The 19,841-nt window shown below is 66.7% G+C and carries 18 protein-coding genes and 2 pseudogenes; 11 read left to right on the top strand and 9 right to left on the bottom strand.

What is annotated here, in order from left to right; translation table 11 throughout:
- Nucleotides 1–2: 2 nt before the first annotated feature.
- Genes parC through I3K84_RS17575 form a run of 3 tightly spaced genes read right to left on the bottom strand, consistent with a single transcriptional unit; the run spans nt 3 to nt 5,255 of the window.
- Nucleotides 3–2,357, bottom strand: a complete 2,355-nt coding sequence (parC, locus tag I3K84_RS17585; RefSeq protein ID WP_196995073.1) for a DNA topoisomerase IV subunit A — start codon at nt 2,355–2,357, stop codon at nt 3–5.
- A complete protein-coding gene (locus I3K84_RS17580) occupies nt 2,354–3,232 on the bottom strand; it encodes a lytic transglycosylase domain-containing protein (RefSeq protein ID WP_196996130.1) in 879 nt (292 codons plus the stop codon). Before I3K84_RS17580 ends, parC begins: the two co-directional genes overlap by 4 nt.
- Nucleotides 3,233–3,272: 40 nt before the next feature.
- Complete coding sequence (locus I3K84_RS17575; RefSeq protein WP_015912658.1) at nt 3,273–5,255, bottom strand: DNA topoisomerase IV subunit B; 1,983 nt, start codon at nt 5,253–5,255, stop codon at nt 3,273–3,275.
- A 116-nt stretch (nt 5,256–5,371) separates the two neighbouring features.
- Between I3K84_RS17575 and I3K84_RS17570 the strand changes: the two genes are divergently transcribed.
- The 6 genes from I3K84_RS17570 to I3K84_RS17550 all read left to right on the top strand — a co-directional run bounded on the left by I3K84_RS17570 (nt 5,372) and on the right by I3K84_RS17550 (nt 10,226).
- Nucleotides 5,372–6,589: an MFS transporter gene (locus I3K84_RS17570; protein ID WP_011804452.1), complete on the top strand. Its 1,218-nt coding sequence runs from the start codon at nt 5,372–5,374 to the stop codon at nt 6,587–6,589.
- A gap of 2 nt (nt 6,590–6,591) precedes the next feature.
- A complete protein-coding gene (locus I3K84_RS22465; RefSeq protein WP_255352793.1) occupies nt 6,592–6,720 on the top strand; it encodes a hypothetical protein in 129 nt (42 codons plus the stop codon).
- A gap of 2 nt (nt 6,721–6,722) precedes the next feature.
- Entirely contained in the window at nt 6,723–7,307 is a 585-nt protein-coding gene (locus I3K84_RS17565) for a bifunctional 2-polyprenyl-6-hydroxyphenol methylase/3-demethylubiquinol 3-O-methyltransferase UbiG (protein ID WP_196995072.1), read from the top strand.
- Between the two features lie 34 nt (nt 7,308–7,341).
- Complete coding sequence (gene dapA, locus I3K84_RS17560; RefSeq protein ID WP_011804449.1) at nt 7,342–8,238, top strand: 4-hydroxy-tetrahydrodipicolinate synthase; 897 nt, start codon at nt 7,342–7,344, stop codon at nt 8,236–8,238.
- 83 nt (nt 8,239–8,321) lie between these two features.
- The gene (bamC, locus tag I3K84_RS17555; protein ID WP_015912654.1) at nt 8,322–9,410 is read left to right on the top strand and encodes an outer membrane protein assembly factor BamC; all 1,089 of its coding nucleotides are present in this window, start codon (nt 8,322–8,324) and stop codon (nt 9,408–9,410) included.
- Nucleotides 9,411–9,443: 33 nt separating this feature from the next.
- Nucleotides 9,444–10,226: an MBL fold metallo-hydrolase gene (locus tag I3K84_RS17550; RefSeq protein WP_015912653.1), complete on the top strand. Its 783-nt coding sequence runs from the start codon at nt 9,444–9,446 to the stop codon at nt 10,224–10,226.
- An 88-nt stretch (nt 10,227–10,314) separates the two neighbouring features.
- Here I3K84_RS17550 and I3K84_RS17545 read toward each other — a convergent pair whose 3' ends face one another.
- The 3 genes from I3K84_RS17545 to I3K84_RS17535 all read right to left on the bottom strand — a co-directional run bounded on the left by I3K84_RS17545 (nt 10,315) and on the right by I3K84_RS17535 (nt 12,433).
- Nucleotides 10,315–10,581: a hypothetical protein gene (locus I3K84_RS17545; protein WP_041835919.1), complete on the bottom strand. Its 267-nt coding sequence runs from the start codon at nt 10,579–10,581 to the stop codon at nt 10,315–10,317.
- Between the two features lie 194 nt (nt 10,582–10,775).
- A complete protein-coding gene (locus I3K84_RS17540; protein ID WP_015912652.1) occupies nt 10,776–11,288 on the bottom strand; it encodes a hypothetical protein in 513 nt (170 codons plus the stop codon).
- 23 nt (nt 11,289–11,311) lie between these two features.
- Nucleotides 11,312–12,433 carry a cupin domain-containing protein gene (locus I3K84_RS17535; RefSeq protein WP_196995071.1) on the bottom strand — a complete coding sequence of 374 codons (1,122 nt, stop codon included), beginning with the start codon at nt 12,431–12,433 and terminating at the stop codon, nt 11,312–11,314.
- 53 nt (nt 12,434–12,486) lie between these two features.
- Between I3K84_RS17535 and I3K84_RS17530 the strand changes: the two are divergent.
- Nucleotides 12,487–13,011: pseudogene (locus tag I3K84_RS17530) on the top strand (peptidylprolyl isomerase).
- Between the two features lie 93 nt (nt 13,012–13,104).
- On the opposite strand, the gene I3K84_RS17525 reads toward I3K84_RS17530, so the two are convergent.
- The 3 genes from I3K84_RS17525 to coaBC all read right to left on the bottom strand — a co-directional run bounded on the left by I3K84_RS17525 (nt 13,105) and on the right by coaBC (nt 15,532).
- A complete protein-coding gene (locus I3K84_RS17525) occupies nt 13,105–13,602 on the bottom strand; it encodes a glycine zipper 2TM domain-containing protein (RefSeq protein WP_015912649.1) in 498 nt (165 codons plus the stop codon).
- 165 nt (nt 13,603–13,767) lie between these two features.
- Nucleotides 13,768–14,214: a dUTP diphosphatase gene (gene dut, locus I3K84_RS17520; RefSeq protein WP_015912648.1), complete on the bottom strand. Its 447-nt coding sequence runs from the start codon at nt 14,212–14,214 to the stop codon at nt 13,768–13,770.
- A gap of 97 nt (nt 14,215–14,311) precedes the next feature.
- On the bottom strand, nt 14,312–15,532 hold the full coding sequence (coaBC, locus tag I3K84_RS17515; protein ID WP_103737321.1) for a bifunctional phosphopantothenoylcysteine decarboxylase/phosphopantothenate--cysteine ligase CoaBC: 1,221 nt from the start codon (nt 15,530–15,532) through the stop codon (nt 14,312–14,314).
- Between the two features lie 91 nt (nt 15,533–15,623).
- Between coaBC and I3K84_RS17510 the strand changes: the two genes are divergently transcribed.
- The 4 genes and pseudogenes from I3K84_RS17510 to eno all read left to right on the top strand — a co-directional run bounded on the left by I3K84_RS17510 (nt 15,624) and on the right by eno (nt 19,820).
- The gene (locus I3K84_RS17510) at nt 15,624–17,282 is read left to right on the top strand and encodes a CTP synthase (protein ID WP_172206454.1); all 1,659 of its coding nucleotides are present in this window, start codon (nt 15,624–15,626) and stop codon (nt 17,280–17,282) included.
- A gap of 15 nt (nt 17,283–17,297) precedes the next feature.
- Nucleotides 17,298–18,155: a 3-deoxy-8-phosphooctulonate synthase gene (gene kdsA, locus I3K84_RS17505; RefSeq protein ID WP_011804438.1), complete on the top strand. Its 858-nt coding sequence runs from the start codon at nt 17,298–17,300 to the stop codon at nt 18,153–18,155.
- Nucleotides 18,156–18,159: 4 nt separating this feature from the next.
- A pseudogene (locus tag I3K84_RS17500) lies at nt 18,160–18,450 on the top strand (DUF1330 domain-containing protein).
- 83 nt (nt 18,451–18,533) lie between these two features.
- On the top strand, nt 18,534–19,820 hold the full coding sequence (eno, locus tag I3K84_RS17495; protein WP_015912643.1) for a phosphopyruvate hydratase: 1,287 nt from the start codon (nt 18,534–18,536) through the stop codon (nt 19,818–19,820).
- Nucleotides 19,821–19,841 lie beyond the last annotated feature (21 nt).

Genomic DNA, 19,841 nt, shown 5'->3' with positions numbered 1-19,841 from the left:
AATCACTCTACGCGCAGCACGTCGGACGGTTTGAAACCCAGGTCGGCCGCCTTGCCCTTGCGCCCGCGCACGGCGCGCGCGTTGTTGAGCGAGCGGATCTCCAGCTGCTCCTCGCGCGGCTTGCCGCCACGGCCCACGCCCACGAAGCGCACACTGCGCGTGTAGGCCGCCGCGCCGGCCAGTTGGTCCTTGGGCTCCAGGTCGATGAGCATCAGCCCGCGGCCGCCCTTTTCCATGAGCTTGAGTTCGGCGATCTCAAACGTGAGCACTCGCCCACCCACGGATGCGCAGCACACATGGGTGGCGGGCGCCAGCGGCTGGCTGCCGCTGGTGAACGCCGCATGCGAGGGGCGGCACAGGCGTTCGCCCTCACCCAGGTTCACAAAGGCCTTGCCGCCACGGTTGCGTGCGGTCATGTGCTCCACGGTGGACAGGAAACCATAGCCGCCCGAGCCCGCAAGCAGCAGCGCTGCGTTGGCCGGTCCGGCGAAGTAGTGCACCGGCTGCGTGCCGGCCTCCAGCTCGATCAGCGTGGTGATGGGCTGGCCGTCGCCACGCCCGCCCGGCAGGCTGGACACGGCCACCGAGTACACCCGCCCGTTGCTGCCGAAGACGATGAGCGTGTCCACCGTGCGGCACTCAAAGGTGCCGTACAGGCCGTCGCCCGACTTGAAGGCGAAGCTGCCCGCCTCGTGCCCGTGGCCCTGGCGCGCACGCACCCAGCCCTTTTCGGACACCACCACGGTGACGGGTTCGTCCAGCACCTTGACCTCGGCCACGGCCTTCTTTTCGGCCTGGATCAGCGTGCGGCGCGCGTCGCCGAACAGCTTGGCGTCTGCCTCGATCTCCTTGGCCATCAGGCGGCGCAGCGAGGCGGGGTTGGCGAGGATGTCCTCCAGCTTGCCCTGCTCTTCGCGCAGCTCTTTCAGCTCCTGCTCGATCTTGATGGCTTCCAGCCGCGCCAGTTGGCGCAGGCGGATTTCCAGAATGTCCTCGGCCTGGCGGTCCGACAGGTGAAAGCGCGCGATCAGCGCCGCCTTCGGCTCGTCGGCCTGGCGGATGATGGCGATCACCTCGTCGATGTTCAGCAGCACCAGCTGCCGCCCCTCCAGGATGTGGATGCGGTCCAGCACCTTGTCCAGCCGGTGCTGGCTGCGCCGCGTGATGGTGGTCTGGCGGAAGTCGATCCACTCCTGCAGCATCTCGCGCAGCGACTTCTGCACGGGCCTGCCGTCCAGCCCCACCATGGTCAGGTTGATGGGCGCGGAAGTCTCCAGGCTGGTGTGCGCCAGCAGCGCGGTGATGAGGTCCTGCTGCGGCACCTTGCCGGTCTTGGGTTCGATGACCAGGCGCACCGGCGCGTCCTTGCTGGACTCGTCGCGCACGCCGTCCAGCAGCGCCAGCAAGGCAGCCTTGAGCTGCGTCTGCTCCTGCGTGAGCGCCTTCTTGCCGGTCTTGACCTTGGGGTTGGTGAGTTCCTCGATCTCCTCCAGCACCTTCTGCGCGGAGACGCCGGGCGGCAGCTCGGTCACCACCATCTGCCACTGGCCGCGCGCCAGGTCCTCGATCTTCCAGCGCGCGCGCACCTTGAGGCTGCCGCGGCCCGTGCGGTAGGCGTCCTGGATGTCCGCATCGCTGCTGATGATCTGGCCGCCGCCCGGGTAGTCAGGGCCGGGGACCAGCGCGAACAGTTCCTCGTCGCTCAACTGCGGCTTCTTGACCAGGGCCACGCAGGCGTCGGCCACCTCGCGCAGGTTGTGGCTGGGGATCTCGGTGGCCAGGCCCACGGCGATGCCGCTGGCGCCGTTGAGCAGCGCGAATGGCAACCGCGCGGGCAGCTGGCGCGGCTCCTGCGTGCTGCCGTCGTAGTTGGGCACGAAATCCACCGTGCCCATGTCGATCTCGTCCAGCAGCAGGCCGGCGATGCGGGTCAGGCGCGCCTCGGTGTAGCGCATGGCCGCCGCGCCGTCGCCATCGCGGCTGCCGAAGTTGCCCTGGCCGTCGATCAGCGGGTAACGCTGGTTGAAGTCCTGGGCCAGGCGCACCAGTGCGTCGTAGGCCGACTGGTCGCCGTGCGGGTGAAAGCGGCCCAGGACGTCGCCCACCACGCGGGCGCTTTTGACAGGCTTGGCCGCCACGTTGCGGTTTGGCCCGCTGTAGCCCAGACCCATGCGGTCCATGGCGTAGAGGATGCGCCGCTGCACGGGCTTGAGGCCGTCGCACACGTCGGGCAGCGCGCGGCCCTTGACGACCGAGAGGGCGTATTCCAGATAGGCGCGCTGGGCATAGCCGGCCAGTTCCAGGCTGTCGCCGTGGTCGGCGGGCGCGGAGAAGTCGAGAGTGGGTTGGTCGCTCATTCAGTGAAGACAGACTCGGTCGATGACTGCCGGGCCAGGCGCGTGGGCGCAGGCGTGGACATGCGCTGCGTGTCGCCGCGCTCACCGGCATCGGATAGGGAATGGGGCGTGGCGGGCAGTTCCATGCGCACGCGCCCCGGGTTCGCGCGCTGATTGCGCGTCGGTAGCGGCGGCTTGAGCAGCGCATACAGGCCCATCACGCTCTGCACGTAGTTGCGCGTCTCGCGGTAGGCGGGAACGCGGTTGCCGGCGCGCTGCACGGCACCCTCGCCCGCGTTGTAGGCTGCCAGCGCCAAGTCCAGGCGGCCCTCGAAGAGATCCATGAGGTAGCGCAGGTAGCGCGTGCCCGCGGCCACGTTGGTGGCGGGGTCCACCAGCTTTTGCTCCACCGAGCGCCTGGCGTCGCCGCTCACGCCGAAGCGGCTGGCGGTGGCGGGCATGAGCTGCATCAGCCCCACGGCGCCGCGCGGCGAGACCGCACGGGTGTTGAAACCCGACTCGGTGGCGATCACCGCCTGCAGCAGCGCGTAGTCCACGCCATGGCGCGCCGACGCCGAGCGCAGGTGCTGGCGCACGAGCTTGTAGTCGTGCGACACCTCGAAGAAGGCCAGCAGCCGCGCCCCCGAGGGACTGGCCGGCCCGGTGGAGACATCGGCCGCACCCTGACGTCCGGTGTTGGAGCCGTCGCGCTCGGAGTCGAAGTCGTTGCCGCGAAAGAACAGCGCGTAACGCTCGTCCAGCTGCTGCGCGGCGAAGTGCGTCACGCCGCGCTCGTCCACGAAGGCCCACAGGTCCGCATGCGCGGATTGCTGCAAAAAAAGGAGCGCGCAGCACATGCCAGCCGTGCGCAAAAGCCCCAAAAGGCTGTTACGCATACGGTATCCCAGGCGCGCAATCATGGCGAGGATGCCTTCGTCAGATGTCCACATCCACCAGGTCGCCGTGCAGCTCCATGAGCTCGCGGCGCGCGGCGGCCTCGCCCTTGCCCATGAGCTTGGTGATCAGGCCCTCGGTGGCGGAGAAGTCGAATGTGCCCAACTGCACCGGCAGCAGGCGACGCGTGTCCGGGTTGAGCGTGGTCTCCCACAGCTGCTCGGCGTTCATTTCGCCCAGGCCCTTGAAGCGGCTGATCTGGCACTTCTCGCGCGGCACGCCATCCTTGGCGCACTTGTCGAGGATGCTTTCCAGCTCGGATTCATCCAGCGCATACACCTTGGCCGCTGGCTTCTTGCCGCGCGCCGGCACGTCCACGCGAAACAGCGGTGGCCGGGCGACAAAGATATGGCCGGCCTCGATGAGCTTGGGGAAGTGGCGGAAGAACAGCGTGAGCAGCAGCACCTGGATGTGCGAGCCGTCCACGTCCGCGTCGGAGAGGATGCAGATCTTGCCGTAGCGCAGGCCGGACAGGTCGGGGGTGTCGCTCGGGCCGTGCGGGTCCACGCCGATGGCTACCGAGATGTCATGCACCTCGGTGTTGGCAAACAGGCGGTCGCGGTCGACCTCCCAGGTGTTGAGCACCTTGCCGCGCAGCGGCAGGATGGCCTGGCTTTCCTTGTCGCGGCCCATCTTGGCGCTGCCGCCGGCCGAGTCGCCCTCGACCAGGAAGACCTCGTTGTAGGCCAGGTCACGGCTTTCGCAGTCGGTGAGCTTGCCGGGCAGCACGGCCACGCCCGAGCCCTTGCGCTTTTCGACCTTCTGGCCGGCCTTTTGCCGTGTCTGCGCGGCCTTGATGGCCAGTTCGGCCAGCTTCTTGCCGTATTCCACGTGCTGGTTCAGCCACAGCTCCAGCGCCGGGCGCACGAAGCTGGACACCAGCCGCACGGCGTCGCGCGAGTTCAGCCGCTCCTTGATCTGCCCCTGGAACTGCGGGTCCAGCACCTTGGCCGCCAGCACATAGCTGGCGCGCGCAAACACGTCCTCGGGCAGTAGCTTCACGCCCTTGGGCAGGAGCGAGTGCAGCTCGATGAAGCTCTTGACCGCGTTGAACAGGCCGTCACGCAGGCCGCTTTCATGGGTGCCGCCGGCGCTGGTGGGGATCAGGTTCACGTAGCTCTCGCGCACCGGCTGGCCTTCCTCGGTGAAGGCCACACACCATGCGGCGCCCTCGCCCTCGGCAAAGCTCTCGTTGTGGCGGTCGGCGAAGCCCTCGCCCTCGAACAGCGGGATCACCGGGTCAGCGCTCAGCGTCTGCGCCAGGTAGTCGCGCAGGCCGCCCTTGTACTGCCAGGTCTGGGTGTCGCGCGTCTTTTCATTGACCAGCTGCACCGTAACGCCGGGCATGAGCACCGCCTTGCTGCGCAGCAAGTGCGTCAGCTCGCCCATCGGAAGGTTGCTGGACTCAAAGTACTTGGCGTCGGGCCAGACGCGCACGGTGGTGCCCTGCTTGCGCTCGCCCGCCTGCAGCGGGCGCGCCGCCAGCGGCTCGGTCACATCGCCGCCCGCAAACACCAGGCGCGCCACCTGGCCCTCGCGGTGGGTGGCCACCTCCAGCCGGGTGGCCAGGGCGTTGGTGACGCTTACGCCCACACCATGCAGGCCGCCCGAGAAGCTGTAGGCCCCGCCCTTGCCCTTGTCGAACTTGCCGCCCGCGTGCAGGCGGGTGAACACCAGTTCCACCACCGGTGCGTTCTCCTCGGGATGCAGGCCGAACGGAATGCCTCGGCCGTCGTCCTCCACGCTCACCGAGCCGTCGGTGTGCAAGGTCACCTTGATCTTCTTGCCAAAGCCCGCCAGTGCCTCGTCGGCCGCGTTGTCCAGCACCTCCTGGATGATGTGCAGGGGGTTGTCGGTGCGGGTGTACATGCCCGGCCGCTGCTTGACGGGCTCCAGTCCCTTGAGGACGCGGATCGAGCCTTCGGAGTAGTCGCTGGCGGAGGTGGATGCGGGTTTGACTGCCATGGCGGCGGATTGTAGTGCTGGATATAAAACCAGGATGGTGACGCTTTCTTGCCCCGCCAGCGTGCTGCACAGGGGGGCGCCAAGCAGGCGACACGGGTTTTCGCTACATTCGCCGGATGCACGACGCAACCCGAAAACTGTCCATGGCCCAGGTGCTGATCTGCGGCGCCGCCATCGTCACTCTGTCCATGGGCATCCGGCACGGCTTCGGCCTGTGGCTGCAGCCCATCACCCAGGACATGGGCTGGACACGCCAGACCTTTGCCCTGGCCATGGCCATTCAGAACCTGTCCTGGGGTCTGTTCGGCATCTTTGGCGGCATGCTGGCCGACCGCCTGGGCGCCTTCCGCGTGCTGATCGGCGGCGCAGCGCTCTACGCCATGGGCCTGGCCGGCATGGCGCTGTCTCCCACGCCGCTGCTGTTTTCGCTGACCACGGGCGTGCTGATCGGCGCTGCACAGGCGGGCACCACCTACGCCATCATCTACGGGGTGCTGGGCCGGCAGATCCCGGCCGACAAGCGCTCCTGGGCCATGGGCGTGGCCGCTGCGGCGGGCTCGTTCGGCCAGTTCCTCATGGTGCCGCTGGAGGGGCAACTGATCCTGCGCCTGGGCTGGCAAGAGGCCCTGCTGGTGCTCTCGGCCATGGTGATCCTGATCGTTCCGCTGGCCTTCGGCCTGCGCGAGCCGGGCTTTCATGGCAGCGCCCCCGTCAAACGTACCCAGTCCGTGGGCGAGGCCTTTGCCGAGGCGCTGCGCTACCGCAGCTTCCTGCTGCTCACCGCCGGCTACTTCGTGTGCGGCTTCCAGGTGGTGTTCATCGGTGTGCACATGCCCAGCTATCTGCGCGACCAGGGCCTCACGCCCCAGGTGGCCAGCTATGCGCTGGCGCTGATCGGGCTGTTCAACGTGTTCGGCACCTATATCGCGGGCTCGCTGGGCCAACGGATCCCGAAGCGCCACATCCTGGCGTTCATCTATTTCGCCCGCGCCGTGGCCATCACCATCTTCCTGCTGGTGCCGCTGTCGCCGTTGTCGGTCTACGTGTTCTCGGCCGTGATCGGCGCACTGTGGCTGTCCACGGTGCCCCCCACCAATGCCACCGTTGCGCAGATCTTCGGGGTGCAGCACCTGTCCATGCTCAGCGGCTTCGTGTTCTTCAGCCACCAGATCGGCAGCTTCCTGGGCGTGTGGCTGGGCGGCTATCTGTATGACCGCACGGGCAGCTACGACATCGTGTGGTACCTGGCGATTGTGTTGGGCATCCTCGCGGGCTTGGTGAACCTGCCCGTACGCGAGGGCGCCATCGTGCGCGCCACCCCTCAGGCGGCCTGACCATGCGCACCCTGTACAAGCGGTCGATCGTCGCAGTTGCGCTGCTCGCGGTGCTGCTGGGGGTGTTCGCGCTGTACCTGCAGCCCGACTTCATGCTGACGCTGGCGGACCAGATCTGGGCCTGCTTCTGACGATGGCCCCGCACGGCACCGCCCATGCGCCGCTGCCCGCGGCCTCGGAATGGATACAGCGCTGGTCCCACCTGGTGCCTGCGGGCGGCAGTGTGCTGGACGTGGCTTGCGGTCACGGCCGTCACATGCGCTGGTTCTATGAAAGAAAACACCCGGTAACGGGCATAGATAAAGCGCCAGAAGCTATTGAAAGCATAGCACCATGGGGCGCGACGATCGTTGCGGATATCGAGGCTGGCCCCTGGCCCCTGCCCGGGCAGCGCTTTGCCGGCGTGGTGGTCACCAATTACCTGTGGCGTCCTTTGCTGCCCACCATCGTGGACAGCGTGGCGCCCGGTGGCGTGCTGCTCTATGAGACCTTCGCCGTGGGCAACGAAACTGTCGGCCGGCCCGCGCGGGCCGAATTCCTGCTGAGGCCGGGCGAACTGCTGCAGGCCTGCCGGGCCCTGCGCATCGTGGCTTATGAGGAAGGCTTCCTCGACGCGCCCGCGCGCTTCGTGCAGCGCATCGCCGCCGTGCGGCCTGCGCCGTCCATGGACGGGCCGCTGCGCGCGCCGCTGCGCACGCCGCTGCAGGGCCCCGTCTAGTTAGAATGTGTTTTTACCGTTTTTGAACGCGGACATGACTTCTCCCAGCGCCCCCCTGACCGGCAGCATCGTCGCCCTCGTCACGCCCATGCATGACGACGGCAGTGTGGACTACCCCGCGCTGCGCAAACTCATCGACTGGCACATCGCAGAAGGCACCGACTGCATCGGCGTGGTGGGCACGACCGGCGAATCGCCCACGGTGAACGTGGAGGAGCACTGCGAAATCATTCGCGTGTCCGTGGAACAGGCCGCCAAGCGCGTGCCCATCATGGCGGGCTGCGGCGCCAATTCCACGGCCGAGGCCATCGAGCTGGCCAGGTTCGCCAAGAAGGTCGGCGCCGACAGCCAGTTGCAGGTCGTGCCCTATTACAACAAGCCCACGCAGGAAGGCCAGTACCGCCACTTCAAGGCGATCGCCGAGGCCGTGGGCGACCTGCCGATGGTGCTGTACAACGTGCCCGGCCGGTCGGTGGCGGACATGCAGCACGAAACGGTGTTGCGCCTCACGCAGGTGCCCGGCATCGTGGGCATCAAGGAAGCCACAGGCAACATCGAACGCGCGCAATGGCTCATCCGCGACGTGCCCAAGGGCTTCGCCGTGTATTCCGGCGATGACCCCACGGCCGTGGCGCTCATGCTGTGCGGCGGCCAGGGCAACATCAGCGTGACGGCCAACGTGGCGCCCCGCCTGATGCACGAGCTGTGCGTGGCCGCGCTGGCCGGTGACACCCGCCGCGCCATGGAGATCCAGTTCCGCCTGATGCCCGTGCACAAGCAACTGTTCGTAGAGGCCAACCCCATCCCCGTGAAGTGGGCTGTGCAGCGCATGGGCCTGTGCGGCGGCGCTCTGCGCCTGCCCATGACGCCCCTGAGCCAGGGCAACGAAGCCGTGGTCGAGGCCGCCCTGCGCGCCGCGGGGCTGCTCTAAGCTCTAATTTCACCCAGCCTGTTGCCAGCTTGCAGCGTATTTGGAACGCTCCCGGCCGAATCTGGATCAATGAGGATTTTCGCGTGAACGCTACCACCCGTTTGGGCCTGCTGGGCCTTGCCGTGACCCTGTCTGCTTGCTCCGTGCTGGAGAACGACAAGATCGATTACAAAAGCGCCACCAAGGGGGCAACGCTGGAGGTGCCTCCGGACCTGACGCAGCTCTCGCGCGACACACGCTACACGGTGCCTGGCGGGGTCGTGTCTGCTGCCGCTTTCGAAGCCGGCCAGGCGCAACAGCCCCGCGGCGCGGCGAGCGCAGCCCCGAAGTCCATTGGAGACGTACGCATCGAGCGCGACGGCAACCAACGATGGCTGGTGGTGGACCGCCCTGCCGACCAACTGTGGGACCCGGTGCGTGACTTCTGGATCGAAAACGGCTTCGTGTACGTGCTGGAACAACCCAAGCTCGGCCTGCTGGAGACCGACTGGGCCGAAAACCGCGCCAAGCTGCCGCAGGACATCATCCGCTCCACGATCGGCAAGGTCTTCGATTCGCTGTATTCCACGGGCGAACGCGACAAGTTCCGGACCCGCCTGGAGCGCAACGCCAGCGGCGGCACGGAGATCTACATCAGCCACCGCGGCATGGTGGAGGTCTACACCAACACCCAGAAGGACAACACCGTCTGGCAGCCCCGCCCGGCCGATCCGGAACTGGAAACCGAATTCCTGCGCCGGCTGATGGTCAAGCTGGGCGTGAGCGAGGAGCAATCCAAGGCCGCCGCCGCAGCGCCCGTACCCTCCGCCCCGTCCGCGCGCATGGCCACGGTGGACAACGTGCCGGTGGTGCAGCTTGATGAAGGCTTCGACCGCGCGTGGCGCCGCGTGGGCGTGTCGCTGGACCGCACCGGCTTCACCGTGGAGGACCGAGACCGCAGCCAGGGTGTGTACTTCGTACGCTACGTCGCCCCGACCGAGAAGAAGGAGCAAGGCTTCTTCAGCAAGCTGTTCAGCCGCTCGCCCGACGCGGTGCCGCCGCTGAAGTACCGCATCGTGGTGCGCAGCGAGGGCAACCGAAGCACCGTGTCTGTGCTCAACGCCGCAGGCGCGCCCGAAACCTCCGCCAATGCACAGCGCATCGTGCGCGTGCTCGCGGATGATCTGAAGTAAAAGGGGCGGCGCCGCGCCGCTTGCGCCTACACGATGCTGCGCTTTCGCAATCTGGCCAGCGGCAGCACCGGCAACGCCACGCTGGTTGAAGGGCGTAGCGGCGCGCATACCCGGCGCCTGCTCGTGGATTGCGGGCTGGGCATCCGGCAACTGCAATGGCGCCTGGAGGCTGCCGGCACGGCCCCTGCGCAGTTGGATGCCGTCTTCATCACGCATGAGCATTCCGATCATGTGGGCTGCGTGCTGAAGCTCGCCCTGCGCGAACGCATCCCCGTTTGGATGAGCGAGGGCACCTACGACGCCCTAGGGGCGCCAGACCTTGACGGCCTGCTGCATGTGGCGTGCGATGGCGTACCCGTCGATATGGGCAGCTTTTGCGCACATCCTTTCAGCGTGCCGCATGACGCACGTGAACCATTGCACTTGCGCTGCAGCGATGGCGCGACGCACATCGGCCTACTGACCGACCTGGGCCATGCGGCAGAAACGGTGGTGGAACGGCTGCAGGGTTGTCACGCGCTGCTGCTCGAAGCCAACCACGACGCCGACCTTCTGGCGTCGGGCGACTATCCCGTGTTCCTGAAACGGCGCATCGCAGGTCCGCGTGGGCACCTTCCCAACCATGTCAGCGCGGACATCCTGCACGCCGTACATCACCCGAATCTGCGACACGTGGTGGCTGCACACCTGAGCGCACGCAACAACCGACCGGATCTCGCGCAATCCGCTCTGGCGCAAGCTGTGGGGTGGCATGCAAGTGACATCGTAGTGGCCGATCCGCGCGAGGGCACTCCCTGGATCGAGGCCAGCTACTGAGCCATTGCCCAAAAAAGAAAACCCCGACCTTGCGGTACGGGGTTTGCAGCAAGCCCGGCCCCTGAAGGGGCCGGGCATCAGAGTGTTCTTACTTGGCTTCGGAAGCGGCAGCGCCGGTAGCGGCGGCAGCAGCAGCATCAGCAGCTGCCTTGGCGGCATCGGAAGCTGCGTCGGTAGCGGCAGCAGCAGGTGCCTCGACAGACGCTGCGGGCGCGGGAGCAGGTGCGGGCTCAACAGCCGGTGCGGGAGCAGGAGCTTCCACAGGAGCGGGAGCAGGTGCGGGCTCTTCCTTCTTGCCGCAAGCGGCGAGAGCGGCAGCAGCGATCAAAGCAGCCAGAACGACGGAGTTCTTCATTTGGTGTCCTATCAAGCGGAACGATTGTTATCAAACAGCCCAATGCCGCCATCCACGCGGCTAGTCAGGCAGTGGCGCTACGCTTTGCGAAGCAAACGCCGGGGGGCAAAACCAGTTCGGAATTATAGAAAGATTTCGTCAATAGTAGATAACACGAATAACTGGCTACCCTTGTTACAAAGAGGGTGAATCCGTCACAGGCCAAGTACGGATGCAGGGAATCCAGGAGTGCTCTTGCGGTCTACCCACTCCTGCAGCGATTCGCGCAGGATGATGCGGCGCTCCGGCTCGGCGCCGGCGACGCCGTTGCACCGCACCGGGTCGTGCCGCTGCAGCGCCCACAGCGGCGACCACAGTGCACTGGGCACATCCTGCGGATCTGCGACGGACGCCTTGCGGCAGACAATGATGTGGTCCCAGCGCACGCGCCACTGCACAAAGCGCGCGTGCCGCCGCACGATTTCATCGAACCCCGCCGCCACCAGCACGAAGCGCCGCCCCGCCCGCGCCCAGTCCTGCAGGGAATCGGCCACGGAGCGCTCCCCCAACGGCCAATCGTGGAAGCTGGCGTCCGACAGGATGAGCTCGGGCCAACCTTCGCGCGCAGCGCATGCCAGGGCATCGCGCACCAGTTGCTGAAATGCCACCCGCCCTTCAAACCGGCCAGCGGGCAGCGATGACTGTGCGTGCGAGATGGCGTCTTCCATGGTTTGTCTCCGGCGGCGACGCGTCAGGCCTGCGCGCCCGCATGGGCCCAGCCTGCCTCGCACCAAGCGGACAGCAGCTCCAATGCTTCATCGCTCGCCCGCGCGAGGTCCCGCGAGTCCAGGAGACGCTCGTCGGCCAAGCGACGCATCAGTACCGCATCGCGACCGGCCGCGCGATAGCTTTCGCCGTTGATGAACACATGCCTGTCGTCATACATCATGCGCGTGCGCCGGTCCAGCACCACGCTCTCCAGCATGTCCGCCGGAGACGGCTCGAACCATACGTTGGGCTTGGGTTCGGTCAGAGCCTCGCCCAGTGCGCACTCCAGCGCCTGAGGCTGCTGCAACGCGCGCTGCACCGCCTTGCGTGCGAAGTCTTGCAACGCGGCCGGGATGGCTCCCGGGTTCGCAACAGCGGACTGCTGTGCGTCACGGTAGATGGCCCCCTCCTCGTCGGCCGCCGCCTCCGCCATGCGCTGCAGCACCTCATGCGCCAACTGGGCACCATTGGGCGAGCGAAAGCCGATGGAATAGGTCATGCATTCCCCCTCGGCAATGCCATCGTGGGCCCAGCCCGGGGGCAGGTAGAGCATGTCGCCGGGCTCGAGCACATGCTCTTCTTCGGGCTCGAAAGCCGCGAGGATCTTCAGCGGCAAGCCGGGGCGCAGCGTCTTGTCCTTTTGCCGGCCAATGCGCCAGCGCCGCCGCCCATGGGCCTGCAGCAGGAAGACGTCGTAGTTGTCGAAATGCGGCCCCACGCCTCCGCCGTCGGTGGCGTAGCTGATCATCAGGTCATCAAGCCGCGCCTCGGGCACGAAACGGAACTGCTGTAGCAGCGCGTGCACGGCATCGTTGTGCAGATCCACGCCTTGCACCAGCGCGGTCCAGCACGGCGTGGCCAGGGACGGCAGGGAGCGGCGTGCCAACGGCCCGTGGCGCAGCACCCATTGGCCGGCCTTATCCTGGATGAAGCGCGACTCCACACCGTCCTGCCCCGCCAGCTCCAGCAGTTCGGCGCGGCTCAGCAGCGGCTTGAAGCCGGGGATGGCCTGGCGCACCAGCAGCGGCTTCTTGTGCCAGTGGCGGCGCATGAACTGCGCCGGGCTCAGGCCCCCGAGCAGGGCCAGCGGTTGTTGAACGTCCATGGAATCGAAATGGCCGCGCGCGCGGCAGGGCAGTGAACTGCGACAATTCTCCTATGGAAATTACCGAACAATGTGTGGTCGCCTTGACCTGGGTCCTGAAAGACACGCTGGGCGAGGAACTGGATGTGCTCGACGATCCCGTGGAATTCCTCGTGGGGGGCGACGACCTGCTGGGCCGCATCGACCAGGCCCTGCAGGGCCATGGCGTCGGCGCCGAACTCTCGCTGCACCTGGAGCCCGAGTAAGCTTTTGGGGACTACCAGGACAAGCTGCTCTTCCTGGAGCCCCGCCAACTGTTTCCCGCGGATATCGAAGAAGGCATGACGTTCGAGGGAACGGCTTTGCCCCAAGGCGTCAACCCCGATGCACCGCGCGACGCGCTGTACACCGTGGCGCAGATCTACCCTGAGCACGTGGTGCTGGACGGCAACCATCCGCTGGCAGGCATCGCACTGCGGCTGCAGCTCAAGGTGCACGCGGTGCGCGAAGCCACGGAGGAAGAAATCGGCCGTGGCACAGCGGGTACGGGGTTCTTCCGCATTCAGCCGCAGGCGCCGGGCAGCGACCTGATCCACTGAACCACGCACTTTTCGGCACACAACCCCAAAAGACGGGCTCCCCTCGGGAGCCCGTTGTGTGTGCGCGGCGCCGCCATCGGCGCGTCAATCGTCTTACATGCGCGATATCTGTCCGCCATACAGCCGCACGCGGTCGCCGGTGCGCAAATCGCCTGGCGACGGCACTTCGTACACCCGCTGGCCGCCCCGGTCCAGGTTCACCGTGATGCGATAGGCCTCGTAATCGCCAGTGTTATTGCGGCCTTCGATGGCGTTGCCCGCCACCGCGCCACCCACGGCCCCGATGGCGGTAGCCGCCGTGCGGCCGGAGCCCGAGCCAATTTGATTGCCCAGCACGCCGCCCACGACGGCACCCAGGATCGCGCCAGCGCCGGACGTGCGGTTGCGCGCCTGCAGTCCTTCGATGTAGGCCACGGTGCCGTACTCGGTACCTTGCTGGTTAGGGTAGGTGGTGTATCCCGGCGCCGGTTGGCTGGTGTAGCCGGGCGTCGGATGGTAGTCAGAATAGCGCGGCTGTTCGGCGCAGGCGACCAGTGCGCCAGCCACCAGCGCGGAGCCGGCCAAGGCGATGAAGCGGGAATGAGGACGCATGGAAATCTCCTTGGTTCAACAATGCAAGCATGGCTACATGAAAGCGGCCACCCATTGGGAGATTGAAGCACCGCAGCATCCTGCACACTGCCGGCCATGCCCGGCGGGCCTCGTAGTGAAGTGCGCACCCGCCATGTAGGCAGGGGCCGACAGCGGCGCTGGCGCTCAGTGCTTGCCCGTGGAGCCGTAGCCGCCCTCACCGCGCTCGCTGGCCGGAAACTCCTGCACCACGTTGAACTGGGCTTGCACCACCGGCACGATGACCAACTGCGCCAGGCGCTCCATGGGTTGCAGGGTGAAGGCCTGGGGGCTGCGGTTCCACGCGCTGACCATGAGTTGCCCCTGGTAGTCGCTGTCGATCAGGCCCACCAGGTTGCCCAGCACGATGCCGTGCTTGTGGCCCAGCCCCGAGCGCGGCAGGATCAGCGCGGCATAGCCCGGGTCCTGAAGGTAGATGGCGATGCCCGTGGGCACCAATTGCCAGGCGTTGGGCTCCAGCGTGAGCGGCGCGTCCAGGCACGCGCGCAGGTCCAGCCCCGCGCTGCCGGGCGTGGCATACGTTGGCAATTGATCCGCCATGCGGGGGTCGAGAATCTTGACGTCGATTTTCATGGGAGCAGAGGTTCAAAGGAATGGTCGGGCGGTGTCACGCCGGCAGCACCGCGAGCCGAGCCCGCGATCATCGCCCAACCGGTGCACCCCTACCCGCTCAAACGGCGGCAAGGCGCCGCGCGATCTCCGCCACGAGCTGATGGCCCAGCGCCTCCTTGGAAGCACGGGGCAGTTCACGATGGCCCTGCGCGTCCACCAGCAGCAGCGCATTGTCGTCCTGCCCGAACGTGGCCGGGCCGATATTGCCCACCAGCAACGGCACGTCCTTGCGCTCGCGCTTGGCGCTGGCATGCTCCAGCAGGTTCTCGCTCTCGGCGGCAAACCCCACACAGTACAGACGGCCAGCGCGCGCGCGCTCGGTGCGCGCCACCGTGGCCAGGATGTCGGGGTTCTCCACAAACTCCAGCGCCGGCACGTCGCCCGTGCCGTCTTTCTTGATCTTGTGCAGCGCAGCAGTGGCGGGACGCCAGTCCGCCACCGCGGCCGTAGCTATGAAAATAGTAGCTTCTCGCGCTTGCTCCTCAACGATTGCAAGCATGTTTTGTGCTGAACGCACGTCGATGCGCCGCACGCCCCGCGGGGTGGGCAGATGCACCGGCCCGGCGACCAATGTGACCTGTGCGCCAGCGGCACGCGCCGCGCGGGCAATCGCAAAGCCCATCTTGCCGCTGGACAGGTTGGTGATGCCGCGCACCGGGTCAATGGCCTCGAAGGTGGGGCCAGCGGTAATCAGCACGTGCTGGCCCGTAAGCAACTGGGGGGTGAAGAAGGCCTCCAGTTCCTCCAGAATCTCCGCGGCCTCTAGCATGCGGCCGTCGCCCGTCTCGCCACAGGCCTGGTCACCAAAGCCCACGCCCAGCACCGTCGCGCCGTCGCGCGCCACCTGGGCCAGGTTGCGCTGAGTGGCCGGGTGGCCCCACATCTCGCGGTTCATGGCGGGGGCCAGCAGCAACGGCACCCGATCCCGGGGCCGTGCCAGACACAGCAGGCTCAATAACTCGTCGGCCCGCCCCTGCACCAGCCGCGCGATGAAGTCCGCGCTGCACGGCGCAATGAGGATCGCGTCCGCCTCGCGGCTCAGGTTGATATGGGGCATGTTGTTCGCCTCGCGCGCGTCCCACTGCGAGGTGTAGACGCTGCGTCCCGACAGCGCCTGCATGGTCACGGGCGTGATGAACTGCGCAGCCGCCTCGGTCATGACCACCTGCACCGTGGCGCCGGCCTTCACCAGCAGCCGGCACAGTTCCGCCGATTTGTAGCAGGCCACGCCGCCGCTCAAGCCCAGGACAATGTGTTTGCCAGCCAACTGTTCGTTCATGGGGGCGCAATTTAGCAGAGGGCATGGCCCCTGCCACTGCATCCCTGCAGTGGGCTGATTACAATCCCAATTTCCCACCACCATCAAAGACATGACCAAATTCGTCTTCGTCACCGGCGGTGTGGTGTCTTCCCTGGGCAAGGGAATCGCCTCAGCCTCCCTTGCCGCGATCCTCGAATCGCGGGGTCTCAAAGTCACCCTCATCAAGCTCGACCCGTACATCAACGTGGACCCGGGCACCATGTCACCGTTCCAGCATGGTGAGGTCTTCGTGACCGACGATGGCGCCGAAACCGACCTGGACCTGGGCCACTACGAGCGCTTCATCGAAACGCGCATGAAGCAGGCCAACAACTTCACCACGGGCCGCATCTACCAGAGCGTGCTCGAAAAGGAGCGCCGCGGCGACTACCTCGGCAAGACCGTGCAGGTGATCCCGCACGTGACCAACGAGATCCAGGAATTCATCAAGCGCGGCGCGGGCATAGACACGGACGACGCCGTGGACGTGGCCATCTGCGAGGTCGGTGGCACGGTGGGTGACATCGAGTCCCTGCCCTTCCTGGAGGCCGTGCGCCAGCTGTCGCTCAAGCTGGGGCCGAACAACTCGGCTTTCGTGCACCTGACCTACCTGCCCTGGATCGCCACGGCCGGCGAGCTCAAGACCAAGCCCACGCAGCACACGGTGCAGAAGCTGCGCGAGATCGGCATCCAGCCCGACGCCCTCCTGTGCCGCGCCCAGCAGGCCGTGCCCGACGAGGAGCGCGAGAAGATCTCCCTGTTCACCAACGTGCCCGAGTGGGGCGTGATCAGCATGTGGGACGTGGACACCATCTACAAGGTGCCGCGCATGCTGCACGAGCAGGGCCTGGACGGCCTGATCTGCGACAAGCTGCGCCTGAACACGCCGCCCGCCAACCTCAAGCGCTGGGACGCGCTGGTGCACGAGACCGAGCACCCGCAGGGCGAGGTGAAGATCGCCATGGTGGGCAAGTACGTGGAGCTGTCGGACGCGTACAAGTCCGTCAACGAGGCGCTCAAGCACGCCGGCATGCAAAGCCATGTGCGCGTGAAGATCGACCACCTGGACTCGGAAGACATCACCGACGCGAACGCTCGCGAGCGGCTCGGTGCCTACGACGCCATCCTCGTGCCCGGGGGCTTCGGCAGCCGCGGCGTGGAGGGCAAGATCTCCACGGCGCGCTACGCGCGCGAGCACCAGGTGCCCTACCTGGGCATCTGCCTGGGGATGCAGGTGGCCACCATCGAATACGCGCGCCACGTGGCGGGCCTGCAGGGCGCCAATTCCACCGAGTTCGACCCCGCCACGCCGCATCCGGTCATCGCCCTGATCACCGAATGGAAGGACGAGGACGGCACCATCAAGACGCGCTCCGAGAATTCCGACCTGGGCGGCACCATGCGCCTGGGCGCGCAGAGCTCGGACGTGCAGCCCGGCACCCTGGCGCACAGCATCTACGGCGACGTGGTGACCGAGCGCCACCGCCACCGCTACGAGGCCAACGTGCAGTACCTGGACCGCTTGCGCAGCGCCGGGCTGGTGATCTCGGCGCTCACGCAGCGCGAGCACCTCACCGAGATCGTCGAGCTGCCGCAGAGCGTGCATCCCTGGTTCATCGGCGTGCAGTTCCACCCCGAGTTCAAGTCCACGCCCTGGAGCGGCCACCCGCTGTTCAACGCCTTCATCAAGGCGGCCGTGGAACACCAGAAGCCAGCGGCGAAAGCCTGATTGGAAGGAAAGCCCATGCAGCTGTGCGGATTCGACGTCGGCCTGGACCAACGCTTCTTCCTGATCGCGGGCACCTGCTCCATTGAAGGCCTGGAGATGTCGCTCGACGTGGCCGGCCAACTCAAGGAGGCCTGCGCGCCGCTGGGCATCCCGCTGATCTACAAGGGCTCGTTCGACAAGGCCAACCGCTCGTCCGGCACCAGCAAGCGCGGTGTCGGCCTGGATGCCGGTTTGAAGATCCTTGACGAAGTGCGCCGCCAGTTGCAGCTGCCCATCCTGACCGATGTGCACGACACCTCGCACGTGGCCGAAGTGGCCAGCGTGGTCGACGTGCTGCAGACCCCGGCCTTCCTGTGCCGCCAGACGGATTTCATCCGCGCCGTGGCGCAAAGCGGCAAGCCGGTGAACATCAAGAAGGGCCAGTTCCTTGCGCCCTGGGACATGAAGAACGTCATCGACAAGGCCCGCGCCGCCGCGCGCGAGGTGGGCCTGTCGGAAGACCGCTTCCTGGCCTGCGAGCGCGGCGTGAGCTTTGGCTACAACAACCTCGTGGCCGACATGACCAGCCTGGCCGAGATGCGCAATTCCGGCGCGCCCGTGGTGTTCGACGTAACCCACTCGGTACAGAAGCCCGGCGGCCTGGGCGCCGTGAGCGGCGGCGCGCGCGACATGGTGCCCGTGCTGGCCCGTGCCGGCGTGGCCGTCGGCGTGGCGGGCCTGTTCATGGAAACGCACCCCAAGCCCGCCGAGGCCTGGTCGGACGGCCCCAACGCCGTGCCGCTCAAGCACATGCGCGCGTTGCTTGAAACGCTGGTGGCGCTCGACGACGTGACCAAGAAGAACGGTTTTCTCGAAAACAACTTTGGAGCCTGACACCATGCCCAGCGGCTACATCATCGCCAACGTCCGCGTGACCAACCCCGCGCAGTAAGAGGAATACAAGAAGTGGTCCACCGCCGCCTTCGCGGCGCACAACGCCGAGATCTGCGTGCGTGGCGGCCAGGTGGAGGTGATGGAGGGCGACTGGCAGCCCGAGCGTGTGGTGATCGCCAAGTTCCCCAGCTTCGAGGCGGCCAAGGCGTTCTACCATTCGCCCGAATACGGCAAGGCCCGTGCGGCGCGCGAGGGCGCAGCCATCATGCGGCTGGTGTGCGTCGAAGGCCTTTGATGCTACCCATTTGATAGCTGCCAGCGCTTGATGGAAAAGCGCTAGCGGCCAATTTGATTAAAAACTCCCGCAAAAGGAAACCCATGAGTGCCATCGTTGACATCGTAGGCCGCGAAGTGCTGGACAGCCGCGGCAATCCCACCGTCGAATGCGACGTGCTGCTGGAATCGGGCGTGATGGGCCGCGCGGCCGTGCCCTCGGGCGCGTCCACCGGCTCGCGCGAAGCCATCGAGCTGCGCGACGGCGACAAGGCCCGCTACCTGGGCAAGGGCGTGCTCAAGGCCGTGGAGCACATCAACACCGAGATCAGCGAGGCCGTACTGGGCCTGGACGCCTCCGAGCAGGCCTTCCTGGACAAGACCCTGATCGACCTGGACGGCACCGACAACAAGAGCCGCCTGGGCGCCAACGCCATGCTGGCCGTCTCCATGGCCGTGGCCCGCGCCGCCGCCGAAGAGTCCGGCCTGCCCCTGTACCGCTACCTCGGCGGCATGGGCGGCATGCAGCTGCCCGTGCCGATGATGAACGTCATCAACGGCGGCGCGCACGCCAACAACAGCCTGGACCTGCAGGAGTTCATGATCATCCCCGTGGGCGCACCGAGCTTCCGCGAGGCCGTGCGCTGGGGCGCCGAGGTGTTCCACGCGCTCAAGAAGATCATCCACGACAAGGGCATGAGCACCGCCGTGGGCGACGAAGGCGGTTTTGCGCCTTCCGTGGAAAACCACGAAGCCGCCATCCAGCTGATCCTGCAGGCGATTGAGGCCGCCGGCTACACCGCGGGCGAGCAGATCGCCCTGGGCCTGGACTGCGCCGCCAGCGAGTTCTACAAGGATGGCCAGTACGTCCTGGAAGGCGAAGGCGGCCTGCGCCTGACCGCCCAGCAGTGGACCGACATGCTCGCCACCTGGTGCGACAAGTACCCCATCATCTCCATCGAAGACGGCATGGCCGAGGGCGACTGGGACGGCTGGAAGACCCTGACCGAGCGCCTGGGCCAGAACGTGCAGTTGGTAGGCGACGACCTGTTCGTGACCAACACCAAGATCCTGAAGGAAGGCATCGACAAGCGCATCGCCAATTCGATCCTCATCAAGATCAACCAGATCGGCACGTTGACCGAGACCTTCGCCGCCATCGAGATGGCCAAGCGCGCCGGCTACACCGCCGTGATCAGCCACCGCTCGGGCGAGACCGAGGACTCGACGATCGCCGACATCGCCGTGGGCACCAACGCCGGCCAGATCAAGACCGGCTCGCTCTCGCGCTCCGACCGCATCGCCAAGTACAACCAGCTGTTGCGCATCGAAGAAGACCTGGGCGACATCGCCTTCTATCCCGGCCGCGCCGCGTTCTACAACCTGCGCTAAGCCCACCCGCGCCGCTGCGCC

Source organism: Diaphorobacter sp. JS3051, assembly GCF_015832135.1.
Taxonomy (GTDB): Bacteria; Pseudomonadota; Gammaproteobacteria; order Burkholderiales; family Burkholderiaceae_C; genus Diaphorobacter; species Diaphorobacter nitroreducens.
The sequence above is the reverse complement of the archived record's forward strand: the minus strand, read 5'-3'. Positions and strand labels throughout refer to the sequence as shown.

What these genes read in the sequence shown, in the direction of transcription:
- I3K84_RS17575 (WP_015912658.1), bottom strand. Translation starts at nt 5,255, where the DNA reads ATGGCAGTCAAACCCGCATCCACCTCCGCCAGCGACTACTCCGAAGGC.
- I3K84_RS17535 (WP_196995071.1), bottom strand. Translation starts at nt 12,433, where the DNA reads ATGGACGTTCAACAACCGCTGGCCCTGCTCGGGGGCCTGAGCCCGGCG.
- I3K84_RS17545 (WP_041835919.1), bottom strand. Translation starts at nt 10,581, where the DNA reads ATGAAGAACTCCGTCGTTCTGGCTGCTTTGATCGCTGCTGCCGCTCTC.
- dut (WP_015912648.1), bottom strand. Translation starts at nt 14,214, where the DNA reads ATGAAAATCGACGTCAAGATTCTCGACCCCCGCATGGCGGATCAATTG.
- I3K84_RS17570 (WP_011804452.1), top strand. Translation starts at nt 5,372, where the DNA reads ATGCACGACGCAACCCGAAAACTGTCCATGGCCCAGGTGCTGATCTGC.
- I3K84_RS17525 (WP_015912649.1), bottom strand. Translation starts at nt 13,602, where the DNA reads ATGCGTCCTCATTCCCGCTTCATCGCCTTGGCCGGCTCCGCGCTGGTG.
- I3K84_RS17550 (WP_015912653.1), top strand. Translation starts at nt 9,444, where the DNA reads ATGCTGCGCTTTCGCAATCTGGCCAGCGGCAGCACCGGCAACGCCACG.
- eno (WP_015912643.1), top strand. Translation starts at nt 18,534, where the DNA reads ATGAGTGCCATCGTTGACATCGTAGGCCGCGAAGTGCTGGACAGCCGC.
- I3K84_RS17565 (WP_196995072.1), top strand. Translation starts at nt 6,723, where the DNA reads ATGGCCCCGCACGGCACCGCCCATGCGCCGCTGCCCGCGGCCTCGGAA.
- I3K84_RS17540 (WP_015912652.1), bottom strand. Translation starts at nt 11,288, where the DNA reads ATGGAAGACGCCATCTCGCACGCACAGTCATCGCTGCCCGCTGGCCGG.
- I3K84_RS17510 (WP_172206454.1), top strand. Translation starts at nt 15,624, where the DNA reads ATGACCAAATTCGTCTTCGTCACCGGCGGTGTGGTGTCTTCCCTGGGC.
- coaBC (WP_103737321.1), bottom strand. Translation starts at nt 15,532, where the DNA reads ATGAACGAACAGTTGGCTGGCAAACACATTGTCCTGGGCTTGAGCGGC.
- I3K84_RS17580 (WP_196996130.1), bottom strand. Translation starts at nt 3,232, where the DNA reads ATGCGTAACAGCCTTTTGGGGCTTTTGCGCACGGCTGGCATGTGCTGC.
- dapA (WP_011804449.1), top strand. Translation starts at nt 7,342, where the DNA reads ATGACTTCTCCCAGCGCCCCCCTGACCGGCAGCATCGTCGCCCTCGTC.
- kdsA (WP_011804438.1), top strand. Translation starts at nt 17,298, where the DNA reads ATGCAGCTGTGCGGATTCGACGTCGGCCTGGACCAACGCTTCTTCCTG.
- parC (WP_196995073.1), bottom strand. Translation starts at nt 2,357, where the DNA reads ATGAGCGACCAACCCACTCTCGACTTCTCCGCGCCCGCCGACCACGGC.
- I3K84_RS22465 (WP_255352793.1), top strand. Translation starts at nt 6,592, where the DNA reads ATGCGCACCCTGTACAAGCGGTCGATCGTCGCAGTTGCGCTGCTCGCG.